The sequence below is a fragment of the Stenomitos frigidus ULC18 genome, from assembly GCF_003003795.1.
GTDB lineage: Bacteria > Cyanobacteriota > Cyanobacteriia > Leptolyngbyales > Leptolyngbyaceae > Stenomitos > Stenomitos frigidus_A.
Genome location: NZ_PVWK01000124.1, coordinates 1 through 21592, shown reverse-complemented (window position 1 = coordinate 21592; position 21592 = coordinate 1). Strand labels below are relative to the sequence as shown.

Annotated in this window: 20 protein-coding genes and 1 pseudogene; 14 read left to right on the top strand and 7 right to left on the bottom strand. The window is 50.8% G+C overall.

All coding sequences use genetic code 11. The features are described from left to right. Positions 1-626: 626 nt before the first annotated feature. Positions 627-1520 carry a DALR anticodon-binding domain-containing protein gene (locus C7B82_RS22960; protein ID WP_181357621.1) on the bottom strand — a complete coding sequence of 298 codons (894 nt, stop codon included), beginning with the start codon at positions 1518-1520 and terminating at the stop codon, positions 627-629. Between the two features lie 397 nt (positions 1521-1917). Here C7B82_RS22960 and C7B82_RS22955 point away from each other — a divergent pair, with 397 nt between their 5' ends. After that, entirely contained in the window at positions 1918-2613 is a 696-nt protein-coding gene (locus C7B82_RS22955) for a Crp/Fnr family transcriptional regulator (RefSeq protein ID WP_106258911.1), read from the top strand. A 14-nt stretch (positions 2614-2627) separates the two neighbouring features. Here the strand turns inward: C7B82_RS22955 and C7B82_RS22950 are convergent, their stop codons facing one another. From C7B82_RS22950 to C7B82_RS32615, 4 genes are all read right to left on the bottom strand, one after another. Next, the gene (locus tag C7B82_RS22950) at positions 2628-3494 is read right to left on the bottom strand and encodes an SWIM zinc finger family protein (protein ID WP_106258909.1); all 867 of its coding nucleotides are present in this window, start codon (positions 3492-3494) and stop codon (positions 2628-2630) included. Positions 3495-3717: 223 nt separating this feature from the next. After that, positions 3718-5352 (bottom strand): phospholipase D-like domain-containing protein, encoded by a 1635-nt coding sequence (locus C7B82_RS22945; protein WP_106258907.1) that lies wholly within the window; start codon positions 5350-5352, stop codon positions 3718-3720. Positions 5353-5358: 6 nt separating this feature from the next. Continuing rightward, positions 5359-6510 (bottom strand): EndoU domain-containing protein, encoded by a 1152-nt coding sequence (locus C7B82_RS22940; RefSeq protein ID WP_106258905.1) that lies wholly within the window; start codon positions 6508-6510, stop codon positions 5359-5361. Positions 6511-6800: 290 nt separating this feature from the next. Continuing rightward, the gene (locus C7B82_RS32615) at positions 6801-6971 is read right to left on the bottom strand and encodes a hypothetical protein (RefSeq protein WP_181357620.1); all 171 of its coding nucleotides are present in this window, start codon (positions 6969-6971) and stop codon (positions 6801-6803) included. A gap of 169 nt (positions 6972-7140) precedes the next feature. On the opposite strand from C7B82_RS32615, the gene C7B82_RS22935 reads away from it, so the two are divergent. From C7B82_RS22935 to C7B82_RS22910, 6 genes are all read left to right on the top strand, one after another. Next, positions 7141-8505 (top strand): hemolysin family protein, encoded by a 1365-nt coding sequence (locus C7B82_RS22935; RefSeq protein WP_106258904.1) that lies wholly within the window; start codon positions 7141-7143, stop codon positions 8503-8505. 158 nt (positions 8506-8663) lie between these two features. Beyond that, positions 8664-10094, top strand: coding sequence for a DUF3747 domain-containing protein (locus C7B82_RS22930; protein ID WP_219904653.1), 1431 nt, complete (start codon positions 8664-8666; stop codon positions 10092-10094). Positions 10095-10283: 189 nt separating this feature from the next. Beyond that, on the top strand, positions 10284-10718 hold the full coding sequence (locus tag C7B82_RS22925; protein WP_106258902.1) for a ketosteroid isomerase family protein: 435 nt from the start codon (positions 10284-10286) through the stop codon (positions 10716-10718). 335 nt (positions 10719-11053) lie between these two features. Then, the gene (locus C7B82_RS22920) at positions 11054-11575 is read left to right on the top strand and encodes a pyroglutamyl-peptidase I family protein (protein ID WP_106258901.1); all 522 of its coding nucleotides are present in this window, start codon (positions 11054-11056) and stop codon (positions 11573-11575) included. Between the two features lie 271 nt (positions 11576-11846). Beyond that, positions 11847-13235: a DUF3370 domain-containing protein gene (locus C7B82_RS22915; RefSeq protein ID WP_106258899.1), complete on the top strand. Its 1389-nt coding sequence runs from the start codon at positions 11847-11849 to the stop codon at positions 13233-13235. A gap of 121 nt (positions 13236-13356) precedes the next feature. Then, the gene (locus tag C7B82_RS22910; RefSeq protein WP_106258897.1) at positions 13357-14724 is read left to right on the top strand and encodes an FAD-binding oxidoreductase; all 1368 of its coding nucleotides are present in this window, start codon (positions 13357-13359) and stop codon (positions 14722-14724) included. 113 nt (positions 14725-14837) lie between these two features. Here the strand turns inward: C7B82_RS22910 and C7B82_RS34795 are convergent. Further along, a pseudogene (locus tag C7B82_RS34795) lies at positions 14838-15032 on the bottom strand (GNAT family N-acetyltransferase); the annotation flags it as partial. 399 nt (positions 15033-15431) lie between these two features. Here C7B82_RS34795 and C7B82_RS22900 point away from each other — a divergent pair. From C7B82_RS22900 to C7B82_RS22890, 3 genes are all read left to right on the top strand, one after another. Beyond that, positions 15432-16082: a chorismate lyase gene (locus C7B82_RS22900; protein WP_219904652.1), complete on the top strand. Its 651-nt coding sequence runs from the start codon at positions 15432-15434 to the stop codon at positions 16080-16082. A gap of 216 nt (positions 16083-16298) precedes the next feature. Continuing rightward, complete coding sequence (locus C7B82_RS22895) at positions 16299-16652, top strand: hypothetical protein (RefSeq protein WP_106258896.1); 354 nt, start codon at positions 16299-16301, stop codon at positions 16650-16652. 116 nt (positions 16653-16768) lie between these two features. Then, positions 16769-17263 (top strand): Tic20 family protein, encoded by a 495-nt coding sequence (locus C7B82_RS22890; protein ID WP_106258894.1) that lies wholly within the window; start codon positions 16769-16771, stop codon positions 17261-17263. 62 nt (positions 17264-17325) lie between these two features. On the opposite strand, the gene C7B82_RS22885 is transcribed toward C7B82_RS22890, so the two are convergent. Further along, on the bottom strand, positions 17326-18114 hold the full coding sequence (locus tag C7B82_RS22885) for a fumarylacetoacetate hydrolase family protein (protein ID WP_106258892.1): 789 nt from the start codon (positions 18112-18114) through the stop codon (positions 17326-17328). A 326-nt stretch (positions 18115-18440) separates the two neighbouring features. Between C7B82_RS22885 and rpsF the strand changes: the two genes are divergently transcribed. The 4 genes from rpsF (at position 18441) to C7B82_RS22865 (ending at position 21118) form a co-directional block, all read left to right on the top strand. Beyond that, entirely contained in the window at positions 18441-18761 is a 321-nt protein-coding gene (gene rpsF, locus C7B82_RS22880; protein WP_106258890.1) for a 30S ribosomal protein S6, read from the top strand. A gap of 99 nt (positions 18762-18860) precedes the next feature. Further along, the gene (locus C7B82_RS22875; protein WP_106258889.1) at positions 18861-19883 is read left to right on the top strand and encodes an NAD(P)/FAD-dependent oxidoreductase; all 1023 of its coding nucleotides are present in this window, start codon (positions 18861-18863) and stop codon (positions 19881-19883) included. Continuing rightward, complete coding sequence (locus tag C7B82_RS22870) at positions 19880-20428, top strand: Npun_F5560 family protein (RefSeq protein WP_106258887.1); 549 nt, start codon at positions 19880-19882, stop codon at positions 20426-20428. Before C7B82_RS22875 ends, C7B82_RS22870 begins: the two co-directional genes overlap by 4 nt. A 6-nt stretch (positions 20429-20434) precedes the next feature. Then, positions 20435-21118, top strand: a complete 684-nt coding sequence (locus C7B82_RS22865) for a hypothetical protein (protein WP_106258885.1) — start codon at positions 20435-20437, stop codon at positions 21116-21118. Positions 21119-21592: the final 474 nt, after the last annotated feature.

Genomic DNA, 21592 nt, shown 5'->3' with positions numbered 1-21592 from the left:
CCGTTGCTCACCCGCCCGTGATAAAATCCGAGCTAACGGTGCAAAACCCGTTGAAACGGGTTGCAAGACGCTTGCAGTCTGCTACCCTTCGGGAAGGCAAAGCCTACAGAGGACTTCCTTCTGTGAGCCCGCACTTTCAGTGCAGGGCGGGACAATCGATCGCTAAAAGATTTGTCAGTCAACCAGCTCACAACCAGTTGAGGAACTGTAATTTTGAACCGAAAGATTCGACCTTGAAAAATTCTGCATCAGATGAGCAAACCACCTCAAGGCTGAAACGCTTTATGCTGCGTGACTAAAAATGAGACTTAGTGATGAATTTGCATCGTTCTACTAACGCCTCAGACTTCAGCATATCTCTGCAACTTAGGTGATTGATAGCGTTAAGGCTAGGGGCTGTTGAACGATACCCCTTTAAAATCAGAAAGAGCACCGACGACTGACCGTGTTTCGTCTCGGTGCTCTTGCTGGTTCGCTCCTCACACACCTAGAATATAGCCGACTATGAGGGCGTTGTCCATTAGTTTACCAATCAGAAAAACTTATGCCTTAGAAAGCCTATGTTCGATCGATGCCAGATTGTTGCATCCATTGGAACCACGGGAGAGCGCTTTCTGGTTAGCGTCTTAGAGCTCGCTCACAGGGCAAAGATGCAGTCCATCGGCCAGAAGCCAGTAAAGAATGCGCTGGGTTGCCATTAGTAATCCTAATTGAGCCGTTACTAACGCTGGCTCTTGCCCAGTGTGATCGCATAGCGGATGCGTGCGATGGAAGACCTGAAAGGCTTGTGACACAGCTTGTGCCGATCTCACGAGTGATGCCAGGGTCCGTTGCGGGGATGGATCAGAGAGGCGATCGAATGCATCAACCAACTGCACCAGCAAGTAGCGATCGGCGGGGTGGTTAAGCGAAAGCTGGGCAGAAGTAGTGAGCCAGGAGAGCGGTGTAAAACTGTTAAGACGCCAGTCACACGGTAATGCCTCAAGCGTCTCTAGATTGATGAAGGCTTCACGGTGGGCAAGCCGCAAAAGAGAACAGCAGCGGGCGTGCGCATACTGTGCCTCAAAGATTGCTGCTGACTCCAGCATGGCCTGCCGCTCTCTTTCAGCCATTGGTACTGGCGGCCACCTTTGTGAGGGTAGCGAATTGGTAAGGATTTGATCTAGCCATACCGTGATCGCGCGATCACCAACCTCAAAGTGAATCAATCCAGCGACCGTTGCTTGCACGGTCACCCCCCGTAAAGCTCCAAGGTCATCAGGCAACGCTTCTAGTAGGATGTCAACCAATTGAGCCGCGATCGTGGCAGCGGGATCATTCTGGTTCGTCATCTGATTAGCCAAACGATGTGCGATCGCACTGGTATAAATCAGTGGCATTGCCTTGCCAGTCCGCTTAAGCGGTATTGCTTGAGCACCCAGTACAGAGTCTAATCGCTTTAGCTCAGCACCCTTTCCAGCACTGGTAGCCATTACATCCGTCAAGACGATCCAGAGGGTCAGTGCTAAATGTAGTCTCATTCGTAACAGTGATAGCATTGCGAAAGCTAGTTCAATATCTGCCAGTTATCACTCCAACCCTGCGACTCAAAGCCACCATTGCCTATGCCGAAGGTTACTGTTTCAGTCCGCCTTCGCACCTTAAACTGAATGGATTGGATACATCCGCTTGATCAAGAACTCCTGAGCGTCATCAGCGATCGCATTGCACTACCGTTTCAAAGGCGACGTTATCAGTTTAATTAATGTATTTAATGTACTTGCGGAAACCACAAAATGGATGTGAAGGTAAACTTATAGTACCTTTCTGTCGCAGTGCCCTGACTTCGGCTTAAGGCGTAGAGTCTGGCGTTCTAGTCGCAGTGAGTGATTTTACGTCTTCCCTGCTATTCCTAGTAAATCCTACAGCCTGCAGCCTATGTACTCAGTAACATCTAATTCAGAGGCATCTCGTCCGTTTCTCACCTGGCAGCGGATCATTGATTGGTCTCAAGAGCACTACCGTGTTCGCACGTTTGTTAAGGATGAGAAATTGCCCACTCGGCCTGGGCTGGTCTACTTAGTCCAACGAGGTGCTGTGCGCTTAGTCGGTAGCGCACAAGTCAACGCGACTGGCAATACTAGCACTTCGCGTCTTCCTCGCATCAGTCCAGAAGAAGCGTTTTTGGGGTTCGTTGGAGCAGGGCAACCCTTTGAGATTGTGGCTCAATCGCCATTTACGCTGCAAAGCTACGCTCATGTCGATCAGACGTCAGTGCTCTGGATGTACTGGCATGACCTGGATAATTGGCCCCATTTTCGCCGAGAGGTCTTGGATGCGTTTCGCTATCAGCATCAACGCAAGCTCCTGTGGCTCAGCACCTTGGGTCAGCGTCGGACGATCGACCGCTTGCTGGGTTTCCTGACGCTGTTGATCGAAGAATACGGTGAACCGACTGAACAGGGCTACTGTTTGCCCTTTCCGTTGACTCACGCTCAGATTGGTAGCGCGATTGGGTCAACCCGTGTGACGGTCACTCGGCTCATGGGTAAACTTCGTCAACGTGGCATGATCCGTACGCAGGGAGATAATTTGCTCTGTATTCCCACAGATGCCACTCTCACTCATACCTGATGCAAGGGCGTTACTTATGTTGCGTCTCCGGCCTTCATTGCTGCCAAAATGGCTTGCTGGCTAACTATCTGGTAAATGGTTTTAAGATGGTCTGTCAGCGCTTGCGAGTCAGTCTGTGTGAACGCTGCTTCTGCGTTGGAGTCAACTTTTAGCGGTATGGAGCCAAGCACATCCAGGACTGTCTCGCTGCTAGGCGGCGGTGCAATGACAACGAGTGATGACTCTAGCTGCTCTGTGTAGTGCCAGAAGCGATCGACCGCTAGTGGTGCTGAGACATTTGGCTGATCTGCAGTAGACTGTGAAGCAAGGGAATCGTCTTGAGCAGTTGTCCCGTTGACCTCGCTCCCTGCACTCCGAATTTGGCGTAAGGCTTCGATAATTTGCTCTTTGGTGCGGCCGCGTAGCTGAAAGAGGACGAACGGATCTTCACTGAAGCGATCGCCTAGCAAATAATAAACGGCCCCAATGTGTTTACATGGGTTTGCCGGATCGGGGCAGGAGCATTTGCTGTGAATGTCAAATTTGGTAAAGGGAAAGAGGCTCAATCCATTGGCAGTAAAGACTTCTTCGATATTTTGGGGCATCTCTCCCGCCAGCAGTTTGGCAGAAAAAATTGCCCGTTCCGCCATCGATTCAATGACATAGCTCCACTGGTCATCGTCAAAGGGATCGAGCGACAGAGACACTTTGTAAGGTTCTGGCGCTGTACCCTGAACTCTCGCAGCTACTTTTGATCCCTTAAAGTCAATATTGAGGACGTTGCCTTCGCGTGCATAGGTGCGAGCTCGCGCCAGACGGCGCACCCAGCCAAAGGACTCGAGCACATCGATCCAGCGCTGTGCCCACCATTCGCGGTTAGGTTGGGAGTAGGGGTCGGACATGGGGAAAGGCTAAAGGGTAAAGGAAAAAGGAGTCAGGCGATCGCCAAGTGCTGGGAAGGTATCGGAGTTAGTCTACAGAATGCCCGCTCCAGTGCTACCATCCCTGACTTCTGAGCCGGACAGGATAACTGAATGCATCTGTTCTTTAGTGCCAGTCGTTATTTAGCGTAGCAAACTTGCGAGATGCTAGCTGACGGGATCATGCTTGCCCACGACACTAACCTTAACCCGCAAAATACAACCGCTCCTTTTGCTTGGGTGAGCCTGCTTCGTAATAGCCTTTAAGCCAGGAATCATCGGGTTTGAGGTAAACCGATCGCGCCTCGTTAGCATCCGTACTTTGGATGGTGGCGACATAGCGGGCATAGTAGTGGTTAAATAACCGCATAAATTCGCCCAGGTAAAGATCGGCAACACGTCGATCGCCCCGAATCACCAGCATATTTTCGTCGTTGTTCTTGGTCGAGGCATCGCTGAAGTTAGCAGAACCCGTGATGACGATCGGGTCGTCGCTGAGGGGATCAATCAGCATGTACTTTGTGTGGATGTAGCGGACATGCGTATTTAAGTTGGTGGTCTTTTCTTGCAGGAAGCGATCAAAGGTTCCGCCTTTTTTTACAGCCCCAACAGCAATACGCGTGTCAGGATCACGCCGTAGCGTTTCAATGTTGCCGCCTTCTTTCTCCAGCAAGACATAGCGCAGGTAATCTTTATCTGCCGCCAGCACGGTTGCCAGCAGATCATTCACACCAAACGCAGCGGTGAGAAACACAGCCGTATGGGTTGCTTCCATGCGATCGGCATACCATTCCAATGCGGCTAAAGAGCGGCGAGGGCTGAAGATTGTGGTCGTTGTCGCTGGTGGTAATCCGGTTGGGACAGGTGTTTGCTCATCATTCCAGGGACGCAGCTTGACGGCAGCAGGATCGTGACTGAGTTGCTCCCAATAGGCGAGATAGCTGTCAGCCACAGCCGGATCGCGCACAATATGTCCCACATTGGAATGCCCAAAGATGCCGCCATCCGTGATGTTGGTGGAACCTGTCCACACTTGCATTGGCTTACCGTCTTTCAGCAAAATGATGAATTTGTTGTGAGCGATGTAGCTAGGGTTCGTTTGGCGAGGCCGCGTCAGAGATGCAATTTGGGCAGTGGCGATCGCGTCCCGGTTTGCCTGGTTGGGGTAGTTCTGACCATTCGGCTTGGCATCAAAGATGATTTTGACAGCCGTTCCCGTTTTCTGTGCTGCACCAAACGCTTCCAGCACGGGTTGATACTGAAATTCGTAAAGTGCTGCCCGGAGCTCATATTGGCTACCCTTCGCCTGCTTGATAAACGCCAGTAGCGCTTCGACTAACCCACGAGACAGCCACGACCAGGCAAGCCTTTTGGGCACTTGATCAGGCGGCAGATTCTTGAACTTGCGGGCATACGCCTGAGAACCAGCGACTCCCCGGTTAAAGTACACGGCATGAGTGCCTGTGGCCTCATCCTCAGTGGCAATAGAGACCTCTACCGTTTCGCCTTGCTCCAGCTTTTTGGGTTTGCCACGCAGTGCAACGACGCGATACGTGTAGTCATGAGCAGGTTTGGCCGTGAAATCGCCCCAGAGAAACGCTTGAATGGGATGCTCTAGTGTCGATACCAGACTACCAGGAGGTAAGTTGGGATTGGTTTCCTCAAAAGTACGAAAGCCCTTGAGCCAGTAGCGCTCGTCTTCAGTATGGTCGAGGCGCTCGATCGCAAACCCCAACACACCGACACGATTTGACTCTGCCAGATCGATGCCCAGCAGGACAACGTAGGAGCCTGCGATCGCCTGCACCGCGATCGCGCCGTTCGTCTCTTTTTTGCGCATGGTTTCTTACCGGGAAGGTTGGTCGCACGAGTCATTGCGACTGGTGTCAGGCGTAGCATCGGGGTAAAACGTGCGAATAGCGCCCGCTTTTTTGACAAAAACGGCTTGATACGGTGTAGTACCTGGAACTGTAACTGTCAACAAACAACCTTTGGATTCGCTAGAAGTAGACTTAAACAGCTTGAAGCCGCGCGTGCCTTCTAGCAATGTTTCCTGTGCATTGAGCGTGTAAGGATAGCCTTTGATGGGATTGTCTGCAATGACCCGACCGTTTTGCACGATCGCGACCCCAAAGGTGTAAATTTCACCATCCACCACTTCTTGCGTTGCCTTTCTGCCGTTTCCAGCGCGGAGAATGCGCCCTGCAATGCCCTTCTGCTGAAACTCCAGGTAACGACCAACAAAATGCAGTCCACCGATGCTCTTACCATCCTTTTCGCCGCAGAAAATGTGTTTAAAGCCCTTCTGCTCAAACCAAATAGCAGTCAAATCATCTAAAAACTGACTATCGGAGCGGCGGTTAGGCTTCAGCTCACCGGCTGTTACCTGCTTGAGCTTACGAACCACGTCGGGATAAAACGTCATCAACTGACGGAACTTGGCGCTACTGACGGGGGCATCGAACTCGGCTCCGCAGAGTGTCAGAATCTTCCGATCAAACTCCTCTAGCTCTGGTGGTGGAGGCGAAATGTCCTTCTGAGCGCCACTTGGGAAATCGACTGGAACAGGGTTATTTTCTGTATCAAAGAATGGCAGGAGCGAGGCAATAGGCGAATTCGTTGGTCTTGGAGTGGGCGACGAGTCAGGCGTTGGATCAGGTGTTGGGCTGGGCGTTGGATTACTGCCACCATTGGCCTGGAACTCACCGCAAGTGGCACTTACCCAGCGTCGATCGGGTGTCGCTCCTGGGACTGCCAGCAACACAAACTGACGTTGTGGACTATTGAAACCTTGAGCCGCGTAGAGGGTTCCAACTGTCAGCTTTACGTTGCCAGGGTTTCTGCCATTGATAGCTTGCGTTGCAGGGCAGACTTGCGTCGCCGTAAACGTTCCTGTCGGTGGGACTTGAGCACGCGTGTTTTGGAGCACTAGAAAAGACGTGCATCCGATCGCTAGCCCCGTGAACCCGATCGCAACTCGTTTGGAGACGGAAGGCATGAGGACAACTCCTGGCGAATGATGGTATACAAGCAGGACAGCAGAACACTACACCAGGTAATAGCATCAGTTAGGAACGTGCGTAGAAAAATTTATATTGCCTCTGAAAAGCCATAACCATGCCTTAATCGGCTTCTGTGACAACAAGTACTCTGGGTCGATCATCCATTAACCAAACCCTAATCGTCCCTTGAACGCTCTTTAATCGTTGTTCCAATCGGGGGGATGCTCTAGACATGTTGTTCTATTTTTGTCGGAGCGTTCCATGGAACGCTCCGACAAAATGCCGTCTAACCATTTGAACCACAAATAGGTGCGACACAAATAGCACGGGCATTAATGAGGCATTCAGTCATCATGATGTCCACCGCTCTGGCTTCCAGTTCAAAGGAAGTCTTTCTGCCATAAGTTTTTCTCATCGCCAAACGTCTCTCATCTTCAAGAACAACATTCAACTTCACAATGGATTGACTGTAAGGCCTTTAGATTGCACAACCCGTGTCTTTAGATTGCACATCCCATATGAGAACGTTCTGAGCAAGTTCGTTAGCACTGTGTGGCAATTCCTCTTGCCTTTTTACCGTCTCGGTCACTACTGTCATAAGGTAATCAGTCGTTTGTGGATGGAGTATGGCAGGGTCTTCTGGCTTGCTAATCGTCGGTAAATTACTAGCAGTCATCGTCTTAGTGTTCGCCAACGGCTTTTTTGTGGCGGCAGAGTTTGCGTTGGTAGCAGTGCGTCGCAGCCGTGTGGAGCAGTTGGTGGTTGAAGGTCGGGCGCGTGCCAAGGTTTTACAACGGGCGGTCAACCATTTGGATGCCTATTTGGCGGCAACACAGCTTGGGGTCACCATGTCGTCGCTGGGCCTAGGTTGGTTGGGAGAACCCGCGATCGCCGCTCTCATTGAGCCAGCGCTGGAACGTGTGCTACCTGGCAACCTTGCTCTGGTAGGTGCTCATACGCTCGGTGTCCTCATTGCGTTTACCATCATTACGGCGCTGCATATCGTGCTGGGAGAGTTAGCGCCTAAGAGTTTGGCATTGCAACGCCCCGAAGAGACGGCACTATTTGTCATTCAACTGCTAGAGCTTTACCTGAGGCTTTTCCGTCCGGCTGTTTATGCACTCAACAGCTTGGGAAATTGGGTACTGAGTGCGCTTGGCTTAGAAACGGGCAATAGCGAAGAATTAATTCATTCACCCGCAGAACTGCAGCTGCTTGTCTCAGCCACTCGCGAAGCAGGGCTGTTAGAAGAGGCGCAAGAAGATATGGTCGAGCGCGTGTTTCGATTGGGCGCGCAACGAGTGAGCGCGCTGATGACGCCCAGGCTCGATATGGTGTGGTTGGATATTGACGATCCGATCGCAACCTTACAGCAGCAGGTAATTGCTAGCGTGCATTCCAACTTTCTGGTTTGTCAGGAAAGTGTCGATCACCCAGTTGGCTTCTTGAGAGCGAAAGAATTGCTGGCTGCTAGCCTCGATCACTCGTTGACGTTAACGGCGCTGAGGGAACTGCTAACACCATCGCTTTATATTCCAGAAAGTATTCGAGCTTTCAACGCCCTGGAACTGTTTAAAACCTCTGGTAGTCACATTGCTGTAGTGGTTGATGAGTACGGCGCAACGCAAGGCTTAGTGACGTTGAATGATCTCTTAGAAGCGATCGTGGGCGATATTCACACTGGCAATGAACCATTTGAACCACAGGCAATTAGGCGTGACGATGGCTCATGGTTGGTCGATGGTATGTTGCCGATCGATGAATTTAAAGAACTCTTTCATTTCAAACAGTTGCCGTTAGGAGAAGGCGTTGACTACCAAACAATTGGTGGTTTTATCTTGCAGCAATTAGGTCATATTCCTACCGTTGCTGAATCATTTACGTGGAATCAATTTGATTTTGAAATTGTGGCAATGGATGGTTACCGCATTGAGCAGGTTGCCATCATCCCCCATTCGATAGAGGATACAACCACAGAGACGATGACATAAAAGGTATCAAGGATTATTTACGCAAGTGTAAATGGCACTGTTAACCTGGGTCTACGTCAATTAAAGGTAATATTCATACCGTCACGATCGGTTGGTATGCTGTTAAGCGATTGAAACAGCAGTCACTTCAATGCTTCTACAAAAATAGGCTTACTGATATGGTAACTTTAAGACGATTTCGCCTTGCATCGCTAGTAGCGGCTCTGAGTATAACGTCGCTTAGCCTCTTAAATCCTGCTAAAACGACGATCGCGGCCGTCTTTGGAAAAACAGAAGTTGATCCCAGCAAATTTGTTGTGGTTGCGTCTCCCTACAGCGCCGATGCTTATCAGCTTTTGATTCTGGAACAACTTTCTGATCAACGTCCTTGCTGGAGTGAAAGTGGCTCGAACCCAACGATCATCGATCCACTGCTGCTGAAATTCGACTTCACTCGCATTTGTGGTCGTAGCACTGACAGCAACGGCTATTCTGTCCGTCTAGCCGATCGAGATTTTGGCTTGCTCTTACAGCTCAGCGTGCTCAAACGGGATAATGATTTAGTCTTGCTTGCCGTTGACTTAACCAATCGCGACGCACCGCCGATCGAAGTGGGTAGAACCAACGGGCTTCCTTCTGCTGGAGCCTTTGCCAAGATCAACCTTAGCCCTGGATGGCGATTGACAAAGCGTATCGATGCAAACGGCAAGCCGCTGGGTTTTGTTTACCTGACCAGCGAGACCAATCCCTCCAGCATTAAGTTAACGGCATTTGTTGATACGCAATCGAATTGGGCAAAGAATTACATCGACGCATTGGCGGCTCAGAAAATCATTAGTGGGTTTGAAGACGGCACCTTCCGACCGGATGAGGCAGTCACACGGGTTCAGTTCGCCGCGATCGTGAGTAAAGCCTTTGCTTCGTTGCCACCGGAACGTGCCAGCCTTGCTTTTAAGGATATTCAAGCCAATTTCTGGGGTGCTGGAGCAATTCAAACAGCCTATCAAAAGGGCTTTATGTCCGGCTACCCAGACAGCACGTTTAAACCGAATCAGCAGATTCCTCGCGTGGAGGCGTTGGTCTCACTAGCCAGTGGTCTGAAGCTCAGCAGCCCCAGTACGGATGCACTGTCCTTTTACCAGGATGCTGCACAAATTCCGAGCTGGGCGAATGGCGCGATCGCGGCTGCAACCGATCGACGCCTGGTCGTCAATTATCCTCGGGTCAAAGAGTTAAATCCTGCCCGTCCAGCCACTAGAGCTGAAGTTGCTGCCTTCGTTTACCAAGCGTTGGCGGATGCTGGGCAACTGTCTGTGATCCCGTCTCCTTATGTTGTGTCTGTCGGCTCCCAACCTCCTACTAATCCACCACCACCGACAGTAACGACACCATCACCACTGCCATCGCCATCACCGACACCAGCACCGACACCGACACCGACGCCGACGCCGACACCATCACCACTGCCATCACCGACACCATCACCGACACCAGCACCAACACCGACGCCGACACCATCACCACTGCCATCACCATCACCGACGCCGACGCCACTACCGTCGTCAAATCCAGGATCAGTCGTTGTTCCTACGACTCCAGTAAATCCTTAAAATATGCAGTAGATAGGACTTACGCAAAAGCTGTCGGAATTCACCCCCTAAACCCCAACTTTAGAAGGGCTGATTCGCATGGTTGATCGCGCCGCAATCTCTCTGAAGGAGCACGTTCTTTGGGGCTACTCTCCGTATGCTAAAGGTGCGTTAATGCCATGATTGCAGCCCCATCATTGACATAGAGCTATGAAAGTTTTAACTTCACCCATTGCCCAACCGGATGCTACGGCGTCTACCACGTTGACGATCGCGGGCGTCAGTGAGCTAGTGATTTTGCGCTACTTTGAAACACTCAACGAAGGAGCGTTTCAGGCAACGGGGCACCTGTTTGCTGCTGATGGTGAAATGCAGCCACCGTTTGAGCAAGCGGTGGTGGGTGTAGACGCAATCGCAGCTTATTTGCAAGCCGAAGCAAAGGGGTTTAACCTACTACCTCGTCAAGGCGTGGTGAAACTGCTAGACGGCGATTGCACCGAAGTACAAGTGGTTGGCAAGGTGCAAACCACTCTCTTTTCAGTGAATGTTTCCTGGCTCTTCGTCCTGAATCCTGAAAAGAAGCTGCTGCTAGCAAAAATCAAACTTTTAGCATCCCCTCAAGAGTTACTCAGTTTGCGTAGCTGAGAAGGACAACTTAGGAACAAGAATTTAATAACTCCGGCATTTCCTGTAGGGGCGCACGGCCGTGCGCCCCTACCTGCAGATAATTTGTCGATTTTCTTTAATCCACGATCCTTAGACTGTTACGATGAATGTCGAACGGTTTTGTCAGTGACAGATTTTCGCGGCTGCTTCTGAGCTTTAAAGACTGATATTTCTGATCTTTGCGAACCAATTCACTGCTCTGCAAGTCTGTTCTCTTGATCGATGGTTGTTAACCTTCAATGCTACTCACCAGACACTAGTATGGCGGGTAATGCAGTGATGGCTTTTGCATGCTGTCCTAACTATGGCTGAGTATGACCAAGAGAATCTTGCTCACGTCCTTTGATATTTGGGAAGCCCATCACCGTTCGAATGCATCGGATGATTTGATTGCAGCGATGAGTCAGCCGCAGCGGTTTGCTGAATGGCGTGAAAAGGTGACGGTGTTACGCAAGTTACCCGTTGATTTTCAAGCAGCGCCTCAACAAGTAATTGCCCAGATCGATGCGTGGCAACCAGAAATCATTGTCTGCTGTGGCATGGCCGAAAGCCGAACAAAATTAACTGTAGAGTCCAATGGTAAGCATCAGTCAAAGATCCTTCAAACAAGCATTGATGTCGATCGACTTGTGGAGGATTTAACGGTCACTCAAGTCAGCGATGATGCCGGAGATTTTGTTTGTAATCACCTGTATTACTCGGTCTTGCAGTACATTCAAACGTATCGCTTAAGTTGCCAATGCCTCTTCATTCACGTACCGGTTTTGCATGAGGTAAATCTAGAGCCTGTGCTGCAAGATTTCTTGACGATTCTACAGCTCCTTCAACAGATTTAAAGCGAGCTTTCTAGGTGAAGTTGCGCTTTCAACCAACATTTTGCACTTGAAAAGGTGATACTCTGGAACGCCGATCGCGGACTTGCATGCTAAAGCAACATCGTTGATGACAGATCAGCTAACGCTATAGCTCTGTTATGAAAGTGATTTCACTCATGCCCCTATGATTGGTTGAGGTATGGTTGGGGGTTGGCTGCGATCGTCCTGTATGCTTTTTTGAGATAGCTGGCGCTGTCTCTCATCCCGTTCCAGGACGATCACGCTACAGCATATGTTTTCGTTAATCTCAAGCTTAATCTTGGCGCAAGCAACTCCAGAGCTACCTAAAAGTACCAGTCAGGAAATACTTGTGCCGCAAGTCATGCGATCGCTGCCTGGACAGCTTGATTCAGTTTTAGTTTTCAATAGCAACAGCCCCGAATTGGTGCAAGCGGAAGGCATTCTTCTGTCAACCTTTCCACCACAAGGCAAGGCATCCCCGACAGCACATTTGCATACGCCATTAAAGGGGCGATTTGATGTTTTTGCGCACCACATTGCTAAAGCAAAAACACCAAACGATTTACGTACTCTTTATCTGGGCATTTTGCTGCATAACCCTGGTAGCGAAACATTGACAGTCGATATTCTGCAAGCCGCTAGCTACCTCAGCCAACCCGATGCCCCGTTTGTTGATCTACCCACCTCTGTGGAGAACCCTTTGGGAACCGTATTTGCTGGGCCAGGCAGCCGTGCTACCGACGAAGTGCTCCGTGGACGACGACAAACAGACTTTCCGGCTCAAATTGTGATCAGCCCTGGGGAGAGTCAACTGCTGCTGAATTTGCCCATTCCAGTAAGAACTCTCAATCCGCCACTTAATGGACGATCGACCCTCATTCGGCTGCGTAGCAGCGCGCCTCTGTATGCTGCGAGCCTGGCTAAGTTTGCTACCCAGAATGCTGATGGCAGCGAATCGCCTCCGACGCTGGACGCATGGCAAACGCTCTTGAAGACGGGAGCACTTGCAGGGCCGCGCGATCGGGTACCAACGCCGCCTGAGCAGACCAAAGGGCAAATCATCTACGGTCGCGTTGCAGGCGTCTCACAGGGATCACAGTGGACGGCTCAAATCATCGATCCGGCGCACACACGTGATTCCACTCTAGACAACTGGTTTCTCAGCCTCCCCCAACCGGGTCAAGCGTTTTCCTACGGACTCAGTACCTTGCTACGTGGCACCCTGGGCACTGGTCAAATTCAAACAGCCCAGATGGTTGCCCGCTATCCCGACACGGCCTACCAGGCACATGGCAACTATGCGATCGAGTACAACCTGACGCTGCCGTTGCAGAATACAACTGACCACGCTCAGACGGTGGCGATCGCATTAGAAACGCCGCTAAAGGAAGACAACCCTCAAAAGGGGCTCCGCTTCCTGCAACCACCCGCAAAGCAGGTTTTCTTTCGAGGCACGGTGCGTATCCGCTACAACGACGATCAGGGCTTACCGCAAACTCGTTATCTTCATTTAGTGCAGCGTCGCGGACAGCAGGGCGAACCGTTAGTTGTACTGAAACTAGCGAAGGGCGATCGGCGGTTGGTGCAGGTCGATTTTCTTTATCCACCCGACTCAACGCCACCGCAAATTCTTACGGTGAGAACCTTACAGCAACAGTGAATGCTCGTTTGCTACTATCACTACTGCCTGTCTCAAATAACTTATGTCATGCTAAACGCTGATCGACTCTTCTACACTGTCATGCAGTCGTCGAGATTATTTATGTTCGCACCTTCAGCCTATGACGTCTACAACTACACAGCCTGCTAACCTTCAACCCTTGATTGCTGAGCTAACTGGGCTAGAAATCATCACCGATAGCACGCAGATTACAAAGCTTTCTCAGGATTACTACACTTTTAGCCCGATTCTGCAGCCACTATTAAGTGATAAGCGAGGCGCGCTGGTAGTGCGCCCGATGAGTGAAGCGGAGGTCATCCAGGTTGCGGCGGCCTGTGTCAAATATAAGTTGCCGTTGACCGTGCGTGGGGCTGGAACGGGTAACTACGGGCAGTGTGTGCCGCTGCAAGGTGGGGTCATTCTTGATCTATCGCGGATGCAGGCGGTCAAATGGGTCAAGCCTGGGTTGGCATGTGTTGAACCAGGTGTCAAACTTGCAGCGCTGGATAAGCAAACTCGCAGCAGCGGTTGGGAAGTGCGGATGCTGCCCTCAACTTATCGCACAGCCACGATCGGCGGCTTTATTGGGGGTGGCAGTGGCGGTATTGGCTCCATTACTTATGGCCAAATTCGCGATCGTGGCAATTTGCTGGCGGTTCGCGTGGTCACGATGGAGGATACGCCCCGTGTCATTGAGCTACGCGGCGATGACGTTTACAAAGTGGCTCATGCCTATGGCACCAACGGCATCATTACCGAACTCGAAATTCCACTGGCTCCTGCTTATGCCTGGGCAGAGGCGATCGTGGCCTTCCCCGACTTCATGACAGCTGCTCGGTTTGGGCAAGCCTTCAGCGATAGCGATGGCATCATCAAAAAGCTCGTTTGCATCTGCGCTGATCCCATTCCCACCTATTTTGCTGCTTTCCGCAATGTCATTCCGGCAGGTAGCCACTGTGCGCTGGTTATGGTGGCCGAATCAGCTTTAGAACCCTTCGCCGAGTTGGTAAAGGCATACAACGGCACGGTTTGTTTACAGAAAAGCGCTCAAGAAGCCAGCAAAGGTACCACGCTGGTGGAATATTCCTGGAACCACACCACGCTGCACGCCCGTAGTGTTGATCCGTCTCTTACCTACCTTCAAACCATATTCCCGCTAGATAAAGAGATGAAGCTAGTTGAGCACATGTATCAACACTTTGGTGATGAAGTGATGATGCACCTGGAGTTTATTCGCATCGGTGGCGCAGCCGTCCCTGCCGCTTTGCAAATCGTCCGCTACACCACTCCAGAGCGTCTTGCAGACATTATTCATTACCACGAAGCAAACGGTGCCTTCATTGCCAACCCTCACACCTATGTCCTGGAAGATGGCGGTATGAAGACAGTTGATCTGGAGCAGTTGCGCTTCAAAGAAATGGTTGATCCCTACGGACTGCTGAATCCCGGCAAGATGCGGGGCTGGGAAGAGCGGGCAGAGAACCTTTAGGTGTTGTAACTTGCGCACCGGAACGGGGGACGAAGAGGGCATTGCCTACTGTCGCTCTAGCAATCGGCCGCTCTAACAATCGACACACAGTTCACTGTGCTAATCTCCCATCGCTACAATGGCCCATCTTCAGGATCGAGCCGCTCTGATACCTTAGTCATGCCGCACTTTTCTAACACTCTAGTCGAGGCATTCTGCTCTGCTAAAGTATGAGCGCTCACGCAGTCAACTAACTTTGATGCGAGTGCAATCTCAATCAGCTGGTGCGCCGCCGATGTTGTAAAGCCCCTGCTGTGATAGCTGGGGGAACAGAGTACCCTATGCTAACCGTACGGTTAGCATAGGGTACTGATTTAAAGCCTCCCAGCCCAACTAACGCCCGATCGGGCTGAAAGAGAAACAGATAGGGTAGCCACGGGTGCCAAATTTGTGACGCTCGTATTGCGTTGAGGCTGTATTGCAGTACCCCTTTAAAAGCAAGTAGCCATCGACCACCTAGAACCCGTAAGCGGTGTGGAACGTATCGGCACCGTTAGGCAAGTTTTTAATCCGTTCAGGAGAGCAAGGAACAATTTTTAGCTCCATGATTTAAGTTTCCTCACGCTAGTGGACAAGCTTCAAAAACCGTCCTCATCGCAACGCCAGCAGTATAACAACCCACTGTTCCGATCGCCTTCTGGCTCAAGAACTTTGCCAACGAGAGCGCTATGATTGTAGAGAGGTTACGTTGTGTAAAGAAGTTGACCATCACCACTACTCCCCCAGAGCGCGTGACGCTGCCAACCACTTGGCATCCTCTTAACCCCCTCTGGCAGGGTGATGCGGCTGTAGTGCAGCAAGGATTACCTCATAGCAAACTGGCACCGACCTGGCAGATGCTGATGCTGGGCGATGGTTCTCCAACCCGTCATCTACAGTTGCTGACTGGAGAGCCTACTGAAGTGGATGTCATTGATATGTCAGCGATCGGCATGGACAGTGATCACGCACCGAGTCAACTGCAAGTTGTTCCAGGGCCTCGGCTTCGGCGGCAAGTTTGGTTGCGCACGGCTTCGGGGCAGCGTCTAGCCTATGCGACATCCTGGTGGGAAGCCAGCCATGTGGATGAGTACCTGCAAAATCGATCGCTCCCCATTTGGGCTAGCCTCGCCCGTTTGCGGACAGAGCTTTATCGCGATGTTCAGGGCCTCTACTACGGTCACTCAGCGGCTCTAGAAAAGGCGTTTGGGCAATCAGGGCCACTTTGGGGTCGCCACTACTTATTCTGGCATCGTGGACAGCCGCTCACACTGATTTACGAAGTTTTTTCACCGTATCTCACCAAGTATTTAGGCTCAACGCAACTTGATCGCGGTTAGCTGGCTGAGACAATCGCAAGCGGTTAGAAGGGAACGGGGACTAGAGAAGGCAGTGGAGGGGGCGAGGGCAGCAGGAGAGGAGGAGGTCGCGACCCAAAAACTCAAAATGCTCCTCGCTCTTCTCTTGCAACTCAAAACTCTTAGGACTGCCAACCGCTGACTGCACTGGATAAAGCTATAATTTTCTCTTAAATAACAGTGTGTACCACTGCCAAAATGCCTAACCCAACGACGCAGCAGCAGCTAGACCAACTTGTCCAGGCGACTACTGCCCTTATGCATTCTTCCGGCCAGCATAACCATAAGCTGGATGCTCTTACTGACAAAATTGACGCACTTACCGATCAGATTGGTCATTTGACCGAAGGCTTTAGTGAGATTAAAGAACGGATTGAGCAGCAAGCAGCAGCAGCGGAGCAGCAAGCAGCAGCAGCGGAGCAGCAAGCAGCAGCAGCAGATCGGCAGGCGGTGGCAGCGGCACGTCAGGCAGAAACAGCAGAACGGCAAGAGCGCAATATCGATCGTCTCGTTGGTATCGTCGATCGCCTACTGCAAAACCAGGCAACCTGACCAATGGCTCTTGCAAGAAGCAGTCAGTTCCATGCAACTCTAAAGTTGGGCATCCCCCACTAACTGCGTTATCCTGGGCAATATTAGGAACCTTGATTATTTCTGGAGAACGCAACATGGCTTGGCGCGGGTCGACTTCTCCCACAGACCGGATCTTCGCTTGTTTGGTCTATCTGCTACCACTGCTGGACGTAATTGGGCTAGTGTATGGAGCCATCGGGTCTGGTTCTTTTTTGAGTCCGATCTTACGTGCGATCGCCATTCCGCTTTCGCCACTTTTAAGCATTTACTTTGGCTTTGGCGGCTTCATGTCTCTGATCATCTTTTTCGCACTCTTTCTGCTGGTGGTCAGAAATGAGTCGATCGTTCATTTCATTCGGTTCAACGCCATGCAGTCGATCCTGTTTGGTATCGTCTTGAGCCTAGTTTCAATTTTGTGGCGTTATGTCCTTTCTCCAATCCTGCAGGAGCCCCTACTCGTACAAACGCTATTCAATACCATCTTTCTGGGCGTCATAGTGGCAGTTGGCTACTCTGTTGTCCAATCAGCGTTAGGGCGCTATGCTGAAATTCCCACGATCTCGGATGCTGCTTACACTCAGGTGCGTTAGATCGCTATCTGAAACGGTGAATCGACAGGAAGAAACGAAAGGCATCTCGGCAGAGGTGCCTTTCACGTTGTTTCAGGCACTCGTATAGCCACTGTATTGTTTAAGTAGCCAATCCCCTCGATTTCTACTCTCACGCGATCGCCCACCTGAAGCGGCCCCACGCCCTCTGGTGTCCCAGTGAGCACCACGTCCCCAGGCAGCAACGTGATGGCTTGACTGATGTAAGACACCAAAACATCTGGCGAAAACACCATTTGGTCGATAAAGGCAGACTGTACAGGTTTGAGGGCATCATTGATGAACGTCTGCAACCGCGCTCCTGGGCTAACATCCCGCACGATCCAGGGGCCCAATGGGCAGAAGGTATCGAAGCCTTTAGCACGTGTCCACTGACCATCTTTGCGTTGTAAATCGCGCGCGGTCACGTCGTTTGCGATCGTATAACCCCAAATTTTTCCTTGCGCCTGCTCAGGGGTACAGTCCACACAGCGATCGCCGATAATCAACGCCAACTCACCTTCATAGTCCACGCGCTGCGACTGAGGAGGATACAAGATGATGCCATCTGTGGCAATGACGGCGGTTGATGGCTTCATGAACAAGAGTGGCTCTTCAGGTACAGGTGTACCCATCTCTGCCGCGTGATCCGCATAATTCTTGCCAACCGCTACCACTTTTGATGGCGCACAGGGTGCCAGAATGGAGTAGCTTTCCGCTAACAGTTCCAAATCCGTTAATTGTCCATTCAACCAGGGAGGCGCATCTAAAACACGCACCTCTCGGCTAAGTTGAAGTAAGCCGTAATAGATCTGTCCGTCTGCTGTTTGAACCCGGACATAGCGCTGTGCCATAACTCAACTGCTTCCTCACAGACCAAGAAAAATGTAGAAACTAGCCTGACACTGTATAGACAGGGTGGTCGAGCCATAATGCCGCTGCAACGGTTGTGTTTAAACCTATCACTACAGTTTCGGGCATAGCGGTATCGGTAACGCATTACGAAAGCTGATTAATTTTAATCGGTCGCCGATCTGGCTACTTGCAACCCAAAGACGATAGAATTATAAATCCTTGCTTCTTGAGCTCTAAAGCGATCGCTGCGAGTGGTTTTCGACCTTTCGCACCGATCTTCCGATACTGCATCACGAAGCCATTAGTCCACAAGGAGACTTTCGACATGGAATATTTCTACGAAACGATGTACATTCTTCGGCCTGACCTGAACGAAGAAGCAGTGGATCAGGCGATCGAAAAGTATCAGACCATTCTGCGCGAAAACGGAGCCGATGTTTTGGAGACACAGCATCGCGGTAAGCGTCGGTTAGCTTACGAAATTCAAAAAAACCGCGAAGGCATTTATATCCAAATCAACTATCAAAGCGATGGCAGTCAAGTGGCGTTGGTAGAGCGTGCTATGCGCTTGAGCGAAGAAGTGATTCGTTTCCTAACCATTAAGCAAGAAGTTCCAGAAGTCGAAAAAGAAGCTGTAGAAGCCTAGCTCTGAGCCCTATGCGAGTCGCAAACTGCTTACACTAGAGGCAATAGAAGTTAGTTTCTACCCTTTGTCGTTCGTCTTGAGTGCAGTCAAAGCAAACCCATGAAGCTCTCCAAGAAAAATCTGGATCAGCGGTTAGAGCACGTCTACGATGTCGTTATCGTTGGCGGCGGTGCAGGGGGGCTGGCAGCGGCAGTTTACCTGCAGCGCTACCGTCTCTCCTGCTTAGTGATTGAGAAGGGGCGGGGACGATCGTTTTGGATGCAAGATTTGCGGAACTACCTGGGTTTGCCGTCCGACACACCTGGTCGTACACTTCTGCAGCAGGGGCAACAACACGTGCTCTCACTCGGTGCCGATTACCTGGCTGGCTTTGTAGAAGCGGTGCATGACGAAGGTGAAACCTTTGCTGTCAAGGTCAAAGTCGGCAAGCAGGACAGCATCTATCCTGTTTTTCGCAGCAAGTATGTGGTAGCGGCAAGCGGTATCATCGATCGCTTGCCCCACCTTGAGGATATGCAAAATGTTTACGATTACGCTGGGTATAATCTGCACGTTTGCATGATCTGTGACGGCTATGAGATTGCCGATAAACAGTGCGGGCTGTTTGTAGAGACTGAAGCAGCGATCAACACTGCGTTTGTGTTGAACTGGTTCACTCCATATATCACGGTCTTCACACAAGGCCTCTGTGACGTGAGCGATGCCATGCGCCAGAAGTTAAAGGATCATGGCTATCCGTTGGTCGAAGCACCGATCGATCGCCTCCTTGGGCACGACCACGAAATGACGGGTGTAGCTCTAGCTGATGGCTCCACGGTGGAGTTAGAGACAGGACTGGTGGCAATGGGTTCACAATACTTTAACGAATACCTGAAAGGGCTAGATTTGCAGTGGAGCGGTGAGAATTTGGTGACAGATTCGATGTGCCGGACCTCGCATCCACGCCTTTTTGCCATTGGTGATTTAAAAGAAGGACTAAATCAGGTATCAATTGCGGTTGCAGATGGTACATTAGCTGCAACCGCAATTTGGCGGGAGATTCGCCGCGCCTCTGCCCCTCGTCGCTGGGAGTCTCACCTAAACCAGCCTGATGCTATAGAAAATGGAGTTCTAAAGACGTGACTTATTCTGAGAGCCAAACCCTGCCCGATTTGCAAAGTGAGACTGTACGTCTGCGCGAAGAGTTACAGATGCGCGACAATTTAGTGCAGCAGCTCTCTCAGGAGCTCTTTCGCCTAGTCAAGGGCAATGCTAACTTTATGCCAAGCCCGGAAGTCTCCGAGCGTCATTTGTCTGAGGTTCGGGCCCTGCGCGAGCAACTGCAAGGTGTAGAGCAGCAGGTAACGTTTTACCAGGAGCAGATCACTGATCGCGATACAGAAATTTACCAATTACGGCAATCGGTGCAAGAGCTGACCGATCGCTCTCGCATGTTGGAGCAGGTTGTCCAAGAGCTGCCCAAAATTTATCGTCAGAAATTCGCTGAACGCATGGTGCCCATTCGCGAAAAAGTAACTCAAATTCAGCGTGAAAATCGTCAGCTTCATGCTGAACTTCAAAGCGTCAGCTACCGTCTGGCAGTGAGAACTCGCCGTCAAACGCATCTCGACTTACCAAGCTTCCCCAAAGGCATGAGTGCTGCTCTCCCCAGCTTTGGGAACGCCTAAGATGCAATGCCTGATGTACTAATTGTTGTCGATTCGCTTGCCTCAGCTACAACAGCTCAGATGGTGTCTGCGCTTCAGAACGCTATCCTTGGTGAGCAAGAGTCTGAGGCTCAAACGGTATCTGTGGATGTGATGACCGCATCTGAGTTGGTAGCCGATAACAGTATCGTGGGTGATCGCTTGCTTTGTCCTCTCACGCTTGATCTGCCCGAGACCTTGCCCCTTACAGCACAGGCGGTTTACACAACCTGCCGCCATACGGATGCTCTACGTCAGCAGCTTCAGCATTGGGACTATGCGACGGGTGTTGGTAATTTCTGGTTGCCGATCGTCCTTACAGTAAAAGGGCCACTCTACGCTGAAGTGATTGGCATGAAGGCGGATAGAGTCTTCACAACGTCTTCGCCAGAGCCATGCTATGAGCAGCCAATTCACCTTTCGGATGTACAACGGCAACCACTGTATGCTTTGGGTCAACGGTTGCTGCGATCGCTCAAGGCACCACCAGCTGTTTACCTGATGCAGTTTGGCTGGCAGGATGATGCGCTTTGTTTTGATCGGCTGTTCCCCTTTCCAGCAGCGCCTGCAGTTGCTAGTCTCAACGTACAAGCACCCGATTTGTTTGCCTGTCACTGGTCATGTCTCACAGGTAAGTCCCTTTTTGACTTTGCGATCGGTTGTCTCAGTTAATAACTCTGTATAAAACCGGAATGGTTCCGTATAAAGCCGGAATGAATACAGTTATTCCATCAGGCAAACTTTATTTACTCTTTCATTTGCATCGTTTTACTGAGGAAAGTTATAAATATTAGATAAAGTAGACCGCAACTAACGAAGAGGGAGTCAGCAAACACTCCATAATTGCGGTTGAGCTACTTGCCTCAGGGTGTCTAAGCGTGTTCTCTCGAAAGAATCTACTATCAAGCCAAGATCGATAGGGTGGCTGTACCTCAAAGGGCGACAAATTCTTGAAAAGGTCTAAAAAGACCATCAGTTAGCAGTTTCGTCTACTACTCGACTCTGTGAATAGAGTTTGCGAGGTTATATTGGGAAGGCTTACGCAGACAAGTTAACTGATAACTTGCCGCTTAGGAACGTGGATTAAATAACCTGTAATTCTGGTTTAGCCGTGTAATTCCATTGCGGTAGAAACTCATCAAAGAC

Bases quoted from the DNA above. Each gene is read 5' to 3' on its own strand.
- C7B82_RS22960 (WP_181357621.1), bottom strand. From the start codon at position 1,520: ATGAGACTACATTTAGCACTGACCCTCTGGATCGTCTTGACGGATGTA.
- C7B82_RS22955 (WP_106258911.1), top strand. From the start codon at position 1,918: ATGTACTCAGTAACATCTAATTCAGAGGCATCTCGTCCGTTTCTCACC.
- C7B82_RS22950 (WP_106258909.1), bottom strand. From the start codon at position 3,494: ATGTCCGACCCCTACTCCCAACCTAACCGCGAATGGTGGGCACAGCGC.
- C7B82_RS22945 (WP_106258907.1), bottom strand. From the start codon at position 5,352: ATGCGCAAAAAAGAGACGAACGGCGCGATCGCGGTGCAGGCGATCGCA.
- C7B82_RS22940 (WP_106258905.1), bottom strand. From the start codon at position 6,510: ATGCCTTCCGTCTCCAAACGAGTTGCGATCGGGTTCACGGGGCTAGCG.
- C7B82_RS22935 (WP_106258904.1), top strand. From the start codon at position 7,141: ATGGCAGGGTCTTCTGGCTTGCTAATCGTCGGTAAATTACTAGCAGTC.
- C7B82_RS22930 (WP_219904653.1), top strand. From the start codon at position 8,664: ATGGTAACTTTAAGACGATTTCGCCTTGCATCGCTAGTAGCGGCTCTG.
- C7B82_RS22925 (WP_106258902.1), top strand. From the start codon at position 10,284: ATGAAAGTTTTAACTTCACCCATTGCCCAACCGGATGCTACGGCGTCT.
- C7B82_RS22920 (WP_106258901.1), top strand. From the start codon at position 11,054: ATGACCAAGAGAATCTTGCTCACGTCCTTTGATATTTGGGAAGCCCAT.
- C7B82_RS22915 (WP_106258899.1), top strand. From the start codon at position 11,847: ATGTTTTCGTTAATCTCAAGCTTAATCTTGGCGCAAGCAACTCCAGAG.
- C7B82_RS22910 (WP_106258897.1), top strand. From the start codon at position 13,357: ATGACGTCTACAACTACACAGCCTGCTAACCTTCAACCCTTGATTGCT.
- C7B82_RS22900 (WP_219904652.1), top strand. From the start codon at position 15,432: ATGATTGTAGAGAGGTTACGTTGTGTAAAGAAGTTGACCATCACCACT.
- C7B82_RS22895 (WP_106258896.1), top strand. From the start codon at position 16,299: ATGCCTAACCCAACGACGCAGCAGCAGCTAGACCAACTTGTCCAGGCG.
- C7B82_RS22890 (WP_106258894.1), top strand. From the start codon at position 16,769: ATGGCTTGGCGCGGGTCGACTTCTCCCACAGACCGGATCTTCGCTTGT.
- C7B82_RS22885 (WP_106258892.1), bottom strand. From the start codon at position 18,114: ATGGCACAGCGCTATGTCCGGGTTCAAACAGCAGACGGACAGATCTAT.
- rpsF (WP_106258890.1), top strand. From the start codon at position 18,441: ATGGAATATTTCTACGAAACGATGTACATTCTTCGGCCTGACCTGAAC.
- C7B82_RS22875 (WP_106258889.1), top strand. From the start codon at position 18,861: ATGAAGCTCTCCAAGAAAAATCTGGATCAGCGGTTAGAGCACGTCTAC.
- C7B82_RS22865 (WP_106258885.1), top strand. From the start codon at position 20,435: ATGCCTGATGTACTAATTGTTGTCGATTCGCTTGCCTCAGCTACAACA.